Annotated in this window: 12 protein-coding genes; 4 read left to right on the top strand and 8 right to left on the bottom strand. The window is 45.2% G+C overall.

Annotated features, from left to right (window positions below):
* Positions 1–10 precede the first annotated feature (10 nt).
* Genes rnfG through AC20MK_RS01980 form a run of 5 tightly spaced genes read right to left on the bottom strand, consistent with a single transcriptional unit; the run spans position 11 to position 4768 of the window.
* Positions 11–583, bottom strand: coding sequence for an Rnf electron transport complex subunit RnfG (gene rnfG, locus AC20MK_RS02000; protein ID WP_487356346.1), 573 nt, complete (start codon positions 581–583; stop codon positions 11–13).
* Positions 576–1505, bottom strand: coding sequence for an Rnf electron transport complex subunit RnfD (rnfD, locus tag AC20MK_RS01995; protein WP_487356345.1), 930 nt, complete (start codon positions 1503–1505; stop codon positions 576–578). The genes rnfG and rnfD overlap by 8 nt, the downstream gene beginning before the upstream one ends.
* Position 1506: 1 nt before the next feature.
* Positions 1507–2868 carry an Rnf electron transport complex subunit RnfC gene (rnfC, locus tag AC20MK_RS01990; RefSeq protein ID WP_487356344.1) on the bottom strand — a complete coding sequence of 454 codons (1362 nt, stop codon included), beginning with the start codon at positions 2866–2868 and terminating at the stop codon, positions 1507–1509.
* Between the two features lie 13 nt (positions 2869–2881).
* Positions 2882–4354, bottom strand: a complete 1473-nt coding sequence (gene mmcA, locus AC20MK_RS01985; RefSeq protein ID WP_487356343.1) for a methanogenesis multiheme c-type cytochrome — start codon at positions 4352–4354, stop codon at positions 2882–2884.
* Between the two features lie 9 nt (positions 4355–4363).
* Complete coding sequence (locus AC20MK_RS01980; RefSeq protein ID WP_487356342.1) at positions 4364–4768, bottom strand: hypothetical protein; 405 nt, start codon at positions 4766–4768, stop codon at positions 4364–4366.
* Positions 4769–4980: 212 nt separating this feature from the next.
* Here AC20MK_RS01980 and AC20MK_RS01975 point away from each other — a divergent pair, with 212 nt between their 5' ends.
* On the top strand, positions 4981–5922 hold the full coding sequence (locus AC20MK_RS01975) for an FAD:protein FMN transferase (RefSeq protein ID WP_487356341.1): 942 nt from the start codon (positions 4981–4983) through the stop codon (positions 5920–5922).
* Between the two features lie 48 nt (positions 5923–5970).
* Here the strand turns inward: AC20MK_RS01975 and thpR are convergent, their stop codons facing one another.
* A complete protein-coding gene (gene thpR / locus AC20MK_RS01970; RefSeq protein ID WP_487356340.1) occupies positions 5971–6522 on the bottom strand; it encodes an RNA 2',3'-cyclic phosphodiesterase in 552 nt (183 codons plus the stop codon).
* A 139-nt stretch (positions 6523–6661) separates the two neighbouring features.
* Here thpR and AC20MK_RS01965 point away from each other — a divergent pair, with 139 nt between their 5' ends.
* Positions 6662–7543, top strand: coding sequence for a DNA integrity scanning protein DisA nucleotide-binding domain protein (locus tag AC20MK_RS01965; protein ID WP_487356339.1), 882 nt, complete (start codon positions 6662–6664; stop codon positions 7541–7543).
* Between the two features lie 22 nt (positions 7544–7565).
* On the opposite strand, the gene AC20MK_RS01960 is transcribed toward AC20MK_RS01965, so the two are convergent.
* Together AC20MK_RS01960 and rqcH are read right to left on the bottom strand one after the other, a co-directional pair.
* A complete protein-coding gene (locus AC20MK_RS01960; RefSeq protein ID WP_487356338.1) occupies positions 7566–8609 on the bottom strand; it encodes an mRNA surveillance protein pelota in 1044 nt (347 codons plus the stop codon).
* Between the two features lie 49 nt (positions 8610–8658).
* Positions 8659–10650: a ribosome rescue protein RqcH gene (gene rqcH, locus AC20MK_RS01955; protein ID WP_487356337.1), complete on the bottom strand. Its 1992-nt coding sequence runs from the start codon at positions 10648–10650 to the stop codon at positions 8659–8661.
* Positions 10651–10800: 150 nt separating this feature from the next.
* Here rqcH and priS point away from each other — a divergent pair, with 150 nt between their 5' ends.
* Together priS and AC20MK_RS01945 are read left to right on the top strand one after the other, a co-directional pair.
* Positions 10801–11973, top strand: coding sequence for a DNA primase catalytic subunit PriS (gene priS / locus AC20MK_RS01950; protein WP_487356336.1), 1173 nt, complete (start codon positions 10801–10803; stop codon positions 11971–11973).
* Positions 11963–12682, top strand: a complete 720-nt coding sequence (locus AC20MK_RS01945) for a hypothetical protein (RefSeq protein ID WP_487356335.1) — start codon at positions 11963–11965, stop codon at positions 12680–12682. Before priS ends, AC20MK_RS01945 begins: the two co-directional genes overlap by 11 nt.
* Positions 12683–12687 lie beyond the last annotated feature (5 nt).

Below are 12687 nucleotides of genomic sequence, written 5' to 3'. Positions count from 1 at the left end.
ACACCTCCTTTTAGGCCTCTGCCACTTTAATGTCTTCAACCTGTCCATTCAGGGCATCTACTACTGCCTGCGAGGATATCGAAGCACCTGTGATAGCGTCAATAGCACCACCTGACTTTGAAAGGCTGAGATCTGCAACCTTCACATTGTTAAACTGGCTCTTGAAAGATTCTTCAGTGATCTTAGAACCAAGTCCAGGGGTCTCAGTGTGGGACATGATGCCTATACCGGTGATTGTGTTGAACGAGGAATCAACACCGCCTGCCACTTCGATCAGTCCCTGAGATCCCACTTGTTTTCTGAAGAAAGCATATCCCACGAGATTACCGGAACTATCCTTTGCACGATAATAGAGGATCTCCTTGTCCCCTTCATCATTTATGACAGTGTCACCATAGACCGGCTCGAACTCTGCTGCTGAGGGCATGATCTCCGCAAGAGTAGCGGTCCTTGCTTCTGCATAGTTCTTCTTCAATTGTTCATTCGTAGGCACAAAGGTCACAGCCAGAAGGGCTGAAGCAATGACCGAGATCAATACCAGTTTACCTATAATTATTACAATATCTTTGTTGGAATCAGTCATCTAAGAACACCTCCAGACGGTCCTTGAAAGGTATCTTTGAAACAATACTCCTATACTTACGCTGTAAGAATGTCTCAGTACCATATGATGCCGGAAGGGTACTGTTATCGATAAGTGAAGCAACACAGTTTGCAAGGAACAGACCATAGAAGGTCCCATCCACATAGTTTGCAAAATGTCCATATACAACTACAAGAACACCACAAATGATACCATAGATCACACGACCGTTCTTTGTGGTGGGTGAAGTTGAAGTGTCGGTCGCTATGAAAAGAACACCAAACACCACAACCCCAAGAACAACATAGGACAGACTGTCACCCAGTAAGAATGCAAGCAGTACCGTTGTCACAAAGAAAGCCACAGGAATTCTCCATTCTATATACCTGCGGAAGATAAGGACCACACCTGCCAGTAAAATGAAGAACGGTGACACTCCAGCCATTACCCCTGCTCCACTCTCAAGGACCAGCTCAAATAAGGCACTTGTCTGAGGATAGGAGGCAGGAGCCATTATTGAACCCCATGCCAACGACAGGAAAAGCCATGCTGCGAGGACCGGATTGAAAACATAGGAACCAATGCCCCCAAAAGCATGCTTGCCAATACCAACAGCAAAGACAGTTCCGATCATAGGGATCCAGAGGGGAACTTCCGGCGGAATTATCATAGCAACCATCAGACCGATCAACACTGCATGCCCATCGGCGATAGTCATCTTCTGACCAAATGCTTTCTGTATAGCTGCTTCGGTCGCTACCGCTGCAAAGATACTTGCAGCAACCAGCCCTATGGCAGGAAGACCGAACAAATATACGGACAAAAGGACCACAGGCATAAGAGCAAGGACCTTTGCCCACATTATCTTCTTAAAAGTGATATTCTCTTTCTTATGAGGTGGAGCTGAGATAGTAAAGGTCATATTAGTTACCTCCGCTACAGCCGCAGCCTAATTTCAGATTCGCAGGAGATTCCTTTTCAGGCAGGTCTTCGTATGCCTTTTCAATGGAATTCTTTGCATATCTGATAAGCTGTAACAAATGTATCTTGGAAGGACAGACAGCTGAGCATCTGCCACATTCCACACAATTCAAAATATTCATCTGTCGACATTCATCGAAACGACCCTGGTCTGCAAAAGCAGTGATTCTGCTTGGAATAAGGTCCACAGGACAAACGTCCGCACATCTTGCACAGTGAGTGCAGTCAATTGACACGTCCCTTATGACCTCATCCGCGGACAGGACCGTAATGGAGGTTGTCATCTTGGTGACCGGGACATCGTCGGTGTACTGCGCCACGCCTGTGACCGCACCATTTGCAATGAGCTTGCCCGTTTCACCCATGTAGCCACCACATGCATCGATGACATCCTTGAAAGGAGTACCGATCTTGACCAGGATCTTCTTTGGACTATTGACCTTGCCGGAAACGGAAACTACTGTTTCCATGTACGGTCTGCCTTCGTGCACTGCATCATACAATGCTTTTGCAGACTTCACACCACAGATAGCAACACCTACATCCGTAGGATCACAGCAGATGGAGACCCTCCTTCCGGTCAGATTATAGGTCAAAAGGTCAAGGATCTTCTGACCATAGATGCGTTCCTGGGAAACCACTATGATATCAGAATCCATGTCCTTGAAGTAATAGCTGAGTTTGCGCTTACCCATCAAAGGAGCAACTGTCAACAACTTGCCATCGACCCTCAGGTGGTCAAAAGCACTAATTGACTCAAGGTCATCATTTCTTAGCACTACCGCGCCTTTTGAAGCCCCTGCGGCCTTCATCAGTAACTTCAAAGCATCGATCATCTGCGAAGCATACTGTGCAGAGGTATCATAATGTCCACCGATCCATTCCGAAGAAGTTGCGTTTATCAGAACTGTATCGATCTGCTTACCTTCCGGCCTCAGGACCTTATGTGTGGGAGTACCGTAGTGTTCTACGATACCAGCATCCTTGATCACATCCACGAGCTTTGATGCAGAAACATCCTTTACAGGTGTAAAGTCAACACATTCGACAGCTTCAGAAGGCTGTATGATAACACTGTTCACTTTAGTTCCATTCGGATTAGCAGCCTCTTCGATAGAGATAACCTCTCCGCAAACACTTGAATGGATGGAAGCTGAATCATAACAGTCACACTCCCCGATCTTCTGTCCCATTGACACCATATCCCCTTTGCTAACAAGAGGTGTACAAAGACACCCATCATGCTGTTTCAAGGGAATTATGATCTTTTCAGGGATCTTTTCCATAACATATACATTCGTCACGACAATCAACTCCTTAGAAAGCAGGCTCCCTTTCAACCTCAGGAGGCTTTGCTCCAGGAATGGTCACGCCAATATCCTTTAATGTGAAATCAGTTGGCGGGTCGGTCTCTGCAGGATCCGAAATGAACCCAATGGACTCCCAATCGATAGCATCTGCAGTTGAACCATGACAATCAGCACAAGCAAGAGGATCTGCCAGACCTACTTCCGAACTTGCGATATTATGACTCAGTTTGTAGTAAAGCTCAACTGTTCTAAGAACTGCATTCGGATAATCTGCAGTATCATCGACATCACCATCAAAGCTTCTCATCTCATCGGCGGTTACAATACCATCACCATTGGAATCTGCAGCCTTAACATCTGACACAGGTATAGCATCACCGAGTTCCATGCTGGTATTTGGTGAACTGACGATCTCATTGTTAATTCCAGCGTCCCACCAGATACCCGTCACAACATTGAACGGTTCAAGAAGAACACCAGCTTCGCCCCTGCCATCAATTGCAGGCAACTCATGCTCTTCAACTCCATTGGACCATGCAAGGACCGGTTCGAAGCTATCATCCTTGTAGGAATCAACCCTTTCCCCGTTCGACCAATCAAATGAAGCAAGTGGGATCACACCACCAAGATCTCCACCCGGAAGGGCTGGAATATGACAGGACTCGCATGCCACGGTCTCGTGTGCATCGACTATCGGTCCATGTGAGATACCTTCATGGCAACCAGGATCATCGCAGCTCTTCGTTTCTGCCTCTACCTCATGTATATTTTCAAGGTCCTGCTTAACGAACATACTGGACTGAGATATCTCGTGACATTCCACGCAATTGACATCTGCATGTGCATCGAATTTGTGGTAATCCTCTGATGCCCATGTAACAGCAGTGGTCTCCACATTTGTAACATGACAATTATCAGAACAGGATTCCTTGACAGGTGCACCATTAACAGAGTCGTGGAACAATAACAACAATGGGAGTGGGGTCACAGCATTTCCTACATAAGTGATCTTGCGGATAGTATCCTGTTGCACCTTAACATTTGCAGCTTCCATTGCTGCAGCATTCGCGTTTTCAAAATCGCCTGCAGCAAACAACTCAGCACGAGCATCAAAATCATATTCTCCATACTGCTCATGACAGATCATACAATCTGCATCCACACCATACTCATCAAGCTCTCCGCCGCCGGGATGATAAGCACCAAACTTCTTCACCCATTCATCTTCACCTTCGACCTCGATATCAAAATTGGTCAGTGGGTCCCATTCCCCAATATCCATCTGGATATGGGTATTGGTAGCCACATGGTCAGGTGCTGTAAAGTGACAACCACCACAGCTTGCATCTGACCATTCTCCCTCGGTCATATAGTGAGTAGCAATAGCTTCATTGCCACTATATCCCATGCCGGCAAAAACGCCTGCAAAAGCAAAGATGAAAATAGCAGCTCCTAATAGAATTATCTCTAACCTTGCCATAAAAACCCCTCATTTATCCTGCGCCACATCCTCCAACTCTTTGAGCACGACCTCAATGATGGTCGATAAGTGCTGTTTCTCCAGGACGTTCATGTCATCGGAAACATACTTGTGCAGCTCAAAGGTTTTGGGAATCTCACGTACATTAAAATCGAAAATTTTGTCTAAAAGTCCTTTCTTTGGAGTTATACCCAAAAAGTTAACATCCAGGCGATTTCCAACCTTATGTGCCTTCACTTCGATCTTGTCCAATAAAGAACCGGATTTGACATAGATCATCTTATGATCAGCACCAAAGTTCTTCTCAATCCCTTTCCAGCCATACTCTTCAATGATCTGATGGATAGCAACTGCAAGGTATTTGTCCTTCCCAACAATACCTCCCGAAGCCATTCCTGCATTAGAATCACTCATACTGACACTTCCTAAATGAATAATAATTAACATCTGACGAATTAATATAATTGCCAGAATCACTGATTGCCAATATTTATATGTTTCGAAATAAGCTTAATATCAAGCACATCTATCCCTACGCCATGGACATGAAAACGGCTTTATTGTTTGTATTAATCGTTATAGTTTCAATATCCCTTCCACACCTATATAACAATCAAGAGACTGATTTGTTACAAAATACCCCGAACTTTTACACCGACAGTCGCAGCATAATGGACACCACGGTTACAGTTGCAATCTATGATTCTGACGCAGAACATGCGGTACAAACTGTGGAGAAAGCTTTTGGAAGAGCCACCCGAACCGACGAAATAATGAGCAGCTATAAGAATGACAGCCAGCTCAGCCTACTAAATGAGAACAACAGGCTTGAAGACGCTTCAGAAGAACTATTGTTCGTAATTGACCGTTCCATATATTACTCCAGCATAAGCGACGGTGCATTTGACATAACAATAAAACCGATACTTGACCTGTGGTCAGGCAAGTTCAGCCCAGGTGGAACTTACCAGCCCCCAACCCAGGAAGAGATAGACACCACCCTGGAACTCGTTGACTACAAAAATATAGTCATTGAAGGAAATACCATCTCCACAGAACCCGGAATGAAGATCGTTCTTGGAGGCATAGCAAAAGGGTATGCTGTTGACCAGGCAATAGGATCCCTTATCGATGACGGAATAGAAAGCTGCTTTGTGGATGCCGGCGGAGACGGACGTTATATCGGCAAAAAACCAGATGGGAGCAGCTGGACCGTAGGTTTACAGAACCCTGACAAACAAGGCGAGTTCATAACTGTCATGCAACTGGAGAACATGGCCGTTGCCACAAGTGGGAACTATGAACGATATTTCAGTGATGCTGCAAAGGTATCCCATATATCCGACCCAAGAACAGGACATTCATCCCAGGGACTCATAAGTGCAACAGTCATCGCAGAGACCACAATGGATGCAGATGCCCTTGCAACCACAGTGTTCGTACTTGGCGAAAAGGAAGGACTGGAACTTATTGAAAGCCTCGAAGGTATCGAATGCCTGATCATCACAGCAGATAAAAGGATACTTAGGTCCAGTGGATTCGCAACATACGAAGATACAGAGATCTGACATGGAAAGGGTATGAGACACCATACCCCAATTCTTTTATTATGTAGCTTATTTTCGTCCTAACAAGGCCTCATGCATGGTCTCATAAACAGGACCATAGGGAGTAAGAGTACTTTTCATCAAAAGGACCTTATCGACCCTTATTTCACCAAGGTCCACATCTTTAAGCTTTTCAAGTACAGCCAAGAACCCCTCCATCTGATCCTTAGGCATGAATTTGATACGTCCCAGAGTTGCATGGGCAGTAAATTCCCTTTTATCTTTGTCGAGATCGAAACTTGAAAGACTGGCTTCCACATCCTCATGGAGTTGCTTGAAATTTCCTTCAGCCCCAAGCCAGACGACCCTGGGAGAGCGGAGGTTGGGAAAAACACCAACCCCTTTGATGTTAGCATTAAATGGCATGCATTCAATGCCATCCAATGAAGATGCGATCTCCGACACCATATCATCTGAAACCTCACCAAGGAACTTCAGCGTAATATGTATTAGTTCAGGAGAAACAAGCTTTAGCTTAAACCCCTCAAATGAAGAAAGAATATCAATAAGTTCCCCACGTACAGAAGACGGAAGGTCCACCGCAACAAATAGTCTTGACATAATTAAGAATAGAACACATCTTTCTGTTAAATATTACTGTCAAACTAATTTAAGTAATTGTTTTGACTATAATATATATATATATCAGGAATGTACATAATAAATAACACACAATGATTTCGTAATTCAGAGGAATGATATGACTAATATGGACACAACAGGAATTCTAGCAAAACATGCTATCAAGATCGCAGAAGAACTCTGCTCCCCTGCCATAATAGTATCTGGAGATTTCGACCTTGCGGGCATTGAGACCAATATCCCCATATATTATGTACCCCGCCGACAAAAGAGTATCATCGATAACCTCATATCCGACAGTCTGGAAGACGAAAAACGACTGAAGAACATCCTGGAACCAATGGCAAGAGAAGCCAGCGGCAATACCCAACATATCGAACAGGCTGCTGCCATCGAACATATCATAGGTGAACTTCGAACGGGAACTATCGTAGGTATCATACAGACCAGAGAGTCAGGTGCCATCGTAACCCACGAGGTATCACAAAGCCCGCTCATTAGAACCCTCCAGGAATGTGAAGAAAGGGTAGATCCCGAGGTCATGCGTGTAGCTTTGGCAATTGCATTTGACATTGCAGCCTCTGGAAGAGAGGGCCATAAGATAGGAACGGCATTCATACTGGGGGATACCGAAGAAGTATTGCAGCGTTCCCACCAGATGATACTCAACCCTTACGCAGGCCACAAGGACGAACATCGCAACATACTGGACAAGAAGAACTGGGAATCAGTAAAGGAATTCGCACTTCTTGATGGTGTGTTCGTCATTTCAGAAGATGGTATCGTCCAGGCTGCCGGCAGATACCTTGATGTAGATGCGAAGGAAATAGACATCGAACAAGGTTTGGGAGGACGACATGTCTCGGCTGCAGCCATTACAAGAGACACCTTCGCAATAGCAGTAACGATATCAGAATCCGGTGGAACCGTACGCATATATATGGACGGAAAGGAACTGCTCTGCCTTGATTATATGGAAAGACCATCCTTACAAAAATAAATGTGCGATGCTTGCGAAAAACTCATACCTTAAATCGCAAGATCGCTGCAATTCCACCAAGTGAATGCAATCTTTGACCGGGTTCGAAATCTGTGCTGAAAACTACCATGTTTCCCTGCGAACGTTCGACTTGCTGTATCAGACCGTCAATGTTGCCAGATTCCCTTTCAAGACGAAGCAGCTCATCCGCAACCAGAAGGGTTTCCACAGCACCGAAATCGATCGCTTGCTTCACCTCATCCATACCATAAGCGACCTTGCCGTCAAGTGCTATCTCTTTTAAGAGACTGTCCATGAGAGAGGATTCCCTTGCGATCCTTGACTCTTCCATGATACGATCAACCGCACCCCTTCGAAGGACTTCCTGGAAACCGGACATGCCTATGGAGGAAGTATCCTCAACAAGGATACCTGCCACAAGATCGGAGTTCTTAGAAGATGCATACTTCATGAAATCATCTTTAGTAAAACCAGGACCTGAAACCACTACCGACTCGGACCCGGTCATTGCATGGGTCAGCTGGTCGAGAATAGTACTGAAGAACACCTCTCGAAGCGTACCTTCCCCTTTACCGGAAGACTGAGTTATATGAGAGTACATCTCAATCCCATAATGGCGTACAAAACCAATGTCTGCATCCCCTTCTTCGATTGCCACGAGAATGACCTTGGGCCTTTTGGAAGATGCCTCCGCCTCATTAACACGTTCCAACTGGTCCTTTTTCCAGTATTTTGTGATGGAAAGGTTCGTACCATCTTCGATGTTCAACGTATGATAAAAACCCGCATCCATACCATGTTCAATAAGACCATGCACCCGCAGACGGTTAGAGAACTTATGGAACTCAACATCCTCGACCCTCACACCAAGACGTACGGTCTTCTTCTCGGCCTTTTCAGGTCTGAGCTTATCGGCTGCAGTATCCGCTTTCCTTTTAGTGAGAGAAAAGACCAGGTCACCCTTTTCGATGATATATTTCAGGTGCCACAGATCATCAAGCGTTTCCGGGGTAAGGGAGATCTCCCCTTCCCTGTTGTGTTTCAGGTCTCTTTTTGTTACCCTCATGATAATACCCAATATTGTTTCGGGACAATATATCCATAACGGAAAACCGTTATTTCCTTATGTCCGATTCACCCGGAGGAAGCATTCTTGCAATTCTGTCAGGGGATGCGATCTGTTTGACAAAGGAAGGGTCCTTCAGCTCATCCACATACATACGATATAACTTCTTAGAGATATCGTTCTGATTGAACTTGCCGGGCATGACCTCTATCACATATTTCCCATTGCTCTGTACCGCAGACAAAGGTCCACCGATCACACGCGTCTCTGCACCCAGGTCAAGACCTATGGCAACACCAACAGGAACATCCTTGTAATAGTTACGTTCACCCCGAATGATGAAAGAACCTTTCTTAAGATACTCACCGGATTCAGGTGTCTTTGATACCTGTTCAGGCTTTATCCAGTAACAATCACCACTGAACTGCCCGGATTTCCAGACACTTGAATAGGATACGACGAACCTTGCCGCTTCTTCAAGTGTGGTTTCAGGTACTTCCTTGCCTTCGGTCTTAATGACAGTTATCGGAGCTCCGGGAACCTGAGTATGGAAAACGATATCGCGTTTTTCCATATACTTCTTCACGATCTCCTCGTTCGTGTCAGAATCCCTTCCACCGATAACAAGGAAACCATCGGATGAGAAGAACCACCTGAACCGGTCATACCAGTGCTTTTTGAAGACAGCTTTTCGCCTTTTAGAAACTTTCTGTTCCCGCTTCTGCATTGCTCTTTTCGTATCTTCGATAGCGATCAAGGCCCCATCCTTTTTCTTGCTGATCTTCTTGGCCTTGTCATAATACATCTGAGCATTTTGAGGAATGGTCTTACGAATATTGATATTCGCATTTACGACATCGAGATCGATGACAACGTTCCCTTCAGCTGAATCGATGCTTACTATGGACTTCGCTGCAGGAATAGTATCTTTTGCTTTCTTGAGCGTATCCCAGATATCCTTCCAGGAATAACCCTTACCCCGGGCAGCTTCGAGAACAGAGAGAACATCTTCTACGGTCTGATAATTTCCATAGATGCTTTCGGCGATAAGTGTGTACTTTTCCGCATCCTTTTCAAATTTCAGAATGGCTTCCTGCTGTTTCCTCAGACGTCTCTCAAATACGTCCTCTTTTTCCTTCTTCTTAGAAACTACCTGTTCGATGACCTCTTCGGATGCCTTTTTGCCAAAGAACTCATCCAGAGCCTTGTTGAAAGAAGGATAGAATTCCTTTTCAGCATCGGAATATTGCATAAGCTCCAGAGGAAGTACATCCACTGCCTGCAACTCATCCTTCACAGTCTTTTTTATTATGCAGGGTCTTAGTTCATGGTTGACTATCGGAGCAAAAACGTCTGTAACAGCTTTGCTGAGTGCAGCCACTTCCTCAGGACTTGCATCCTTTGCAGAGGTATTCTTATCCAAACCTGCCCTTAGACAGACCTCTTCTGCAAGGACCCCCCCGAGATTATAACTTGTCGCGATGGTCCTGACAACATTTGAATCAGAAGATATGAAGCGCTCGGACATCACATTAGCATCGACATCAAGAGGACTTAGTTGCGCTTCAGGATATTCATATATCTCACCACTGCGAACACGCCTGCCCCTGAAGGTAACGGGTTTCATGGGCAGGATGATCTTTCGGTCACTGTTCAAAAGGACAATGTTACCACGTGAGAACAGTTCACAGACAAGGATGGTCTCAATACCCCCACGTATAACCCCGATCTCGATTATTCTGTCAAAATCATATTGCTTAATAGAAGTTATCCTTCCACCGAGGATATGTTTTCTAAGTAGCATTGGAAAAGCCTGCGGGGTTTTGGGGCTTTCACGCACATAATTGCTCATGTGTGCCCTTTTGCCTGCCTCTATCACCAGATTGTCCCGACCTTTTCCAAATATAAAGAGATTTATCCTGATCTCATCCGGTGCCGGCTGATATATCTTCCCGATCTTGGAATCGATAAGGGAACCTTCCCCCTCGCCAAGTTCAGATACAAGAGCAGCTACATCTGCACTCGTCATCTCCTGTTTCATAGAGGCTTATACCTTCCGACCGGACTTAAGGTTTATCCACCTGAGATGATCTGAAATTATCGGAGATCGTCCAGATTAAGCAATAAAGAAATAGTATTAATGCATCAATTGGTTGAAACCAACGATCACCGAATTATTGGAAAATGATACATGGACCTCAAAACCAAACATTACCTCAAATCGAAATTCCAGGAATATTACAGGACTGCTGAGATCCACCTACCTGCAAGGCTGCCAGAAAGAGAATGGGGAGTTATCTCTTTTGACGAGATGCCCGAAACCGTAATGAGAAGGCACAAGGCATTTGGATCTGCAGGCGAGGTTGAGGACTATCTTACCGGAATGGCACCTGCCCATGTATATTATTCCGTTGCCTATTACACGTATCCGAACGCTCCGACCATGAAAGAAAAGCAATGGCTTGCAGCAGACCTCATATTCGACCTTGATGCAGACCATATCCCGGGAGCACCCAATTCATATTCTGATATGCTCGAACATGTCAAAAAAGAAACATTGAAGCTCTATGATCTCCTGACAGACGATTTCGGGTTCAAGGAAGAGGACATCGGTGCGGTCTTTTCAGGAGGAAGAGGATATCACTTCCACATAAGCGATCCGCGTGTGCTCTCCCTTGAAAGTGCAGAAAGAAGGGAGATAGTGGATTATATCAGCGGAAGAGGACTGAACCTTGATAAGATCTTTGTGAAAAAAGGTATTAGTGGAGATGCTGGGAGTGAGAAGGCCACAATGAACGTATTTCCTTCCGAAGATGACGGAGGTTGGGGAGGAAGGATAAACCGTCACATGGTAGCATACCTGAGAGAACTGGCAGCAAAAGAGGATGCTGAAAAACTTTTCACCGGATTTAAGGGGATCGGGAAGAAAACATCAAAGCAGATAGTTGAGATCCTGAGGGACGAGGCTCAGGTAGATCTGCTCAAAAAAGGAAATATGGAATCTTTGTCGCGTGTGAACAAGGATATTATACAGACCCTTGCCGAGCGATCGGTCACAGAGCTTTCTGCAAGTGTGGATGAGCCGGTCACAGGAGATATAAAGCGCCTGATCCGCCTTCCGGGATCGCTGCACGGGAAGTCGGGGATGTGCGTCACATCGTTGTCAATCGCACAGCTTGAGGAGTTCGACCCATTGAACGATGCCGTTGTGTTTTCGGACAAGCCGGTAAAATTAAAAGTGATAAGACCTTTTGCCGTACAGATGAAAGGTGAGGACCTCTATGTTGAAGAAGGTGTGCAGGAACTACCGGAATATGCAGCAATCTACCTAATGTGCAGAGGTGCAGCAGAATATGGACCGTAATGAGCTTAAGAGCATACTCCGTGAAGAGAACAGTTCCGCATTAAGAGGATTACCCCATGGGTTCTATGGCCTTGTGGACAAGTATATCCATGAACTGGAAGGAGAGATAAGGCAGATCAGTAACCAGCGATCTCCCGAATCGAAGATCCTTGAAGATGAGCTTCAAAGTGCTATCAACGATGTGGAGACCATATTCATCAGGCGTATACGCAAAATAACATCGAGGGCGACTTCGAATGCGTTCTCCAGCAGTTCACCAAAGCAGGACCTTGACAAGCTCCTTCCTGAGGAGCAGAAGGTCTATGAAGCAACCCTTTTTGCGATACAGGTCGCAAGAGGAGAATTACTGGAACCCATACTGGACCCCACAGCAAGTTACAATGCAGAGAAGGCCGAACCAGTACAAACAAGGGTAACGCAAGAGAGCAATGTTGCTACAGATGATGTCAAAGAGAGACAAAAAGTAGCAGTCGCAGAAATTCCTGCTGGTATTGAAGACAATGGAAAGTCAGAGATAGCCAAAAGGAATATAAATGAAGAATACTTTGTTGTCCGAATATTGAAAGACCTACCGACATTCAATGCCGTAGATAAACGAAATTATACTACTCATGCAGAAGATGTTGTTGTTTTACCTGCAATGAACGCAAACGTTCTGGTAAAACGAGGCGCAGCTCATCTCATTACAAAGATAATAAATTCAAATTGATAGAA

This window comes from Methanococcoides sp. DA23 (assembly GCF_057593895.1).
Note: the sequence above shows the minus strand (reverse complement) of the source record. Positions and strands in the feature narration are given on the sequence as shown.

Coding starts and splice junctions, on each gene's coding strand:
- rnfG (WP_487356346.1), bottom strand. CDS start 583: ATGACTGATTCCAACAAAGATATTGTAATAATTATAGGTAAACTGGTA.
- rnfD (WP_487356345.1), bottom strand. CDS start 1,505: ATGACCTTTACTATCTCAGCTCCACCTCATAAGAAAGAGAATATCACT.
- mmcA (WP_487356343.1), bottom strand. CDS start 4,354: ATGGCAAGGTTAGAGATAATTCTATTAGGAGCTGCTATTTTCATCTTT.
- AC20MK_RS01980 (WP_487356342.1), bottom strand. CDS start 4,768: ATGAGTGATTCTAATGCAGGAATGGCTTCGGGAGGTATTGTTGGGAAG.
- thpR (WP_487356340.1), bottom strand. CDS start 6,522: ATGTCAAGACTATTTGTTGCGGTGGACCTTCCGTCTTCTGTACGTGGG.
- AC20MK_RS01965 (WP_487356339.1), top strand. CDS start 6,662: ATGACTAATATGGACACAACAGGAATTCTAGCAAAACATGCTATCAAG.
- AC20MK_RS01960 (WP_487356338.1), bottom strand. CDS start 8,609: ATGAGGGTAACAAAAAGAGACCTGAAACACAACAGGGAAGGGGAGATC.
- rqcH (WP_487356337.1), bottom strand. CDS start 10,650: ATGAAACAGGAGATGACGAGTGCAGATGTAGCTGCTCTTGTATCTGAA.
- priS (WP_487356336.1), top strand. CDS start 10,801: ATGGACCTCAAAACCAAACATTACCTCAAATCGAAATTCCAGGAATAT.
- AC20MK_RS01945 (WP_487356335.1), top strand. CDS start 11,963: ATGGACCGTAATGAGCTTAAGAGCATACTCCGTGAAGAGAACAGTTCC.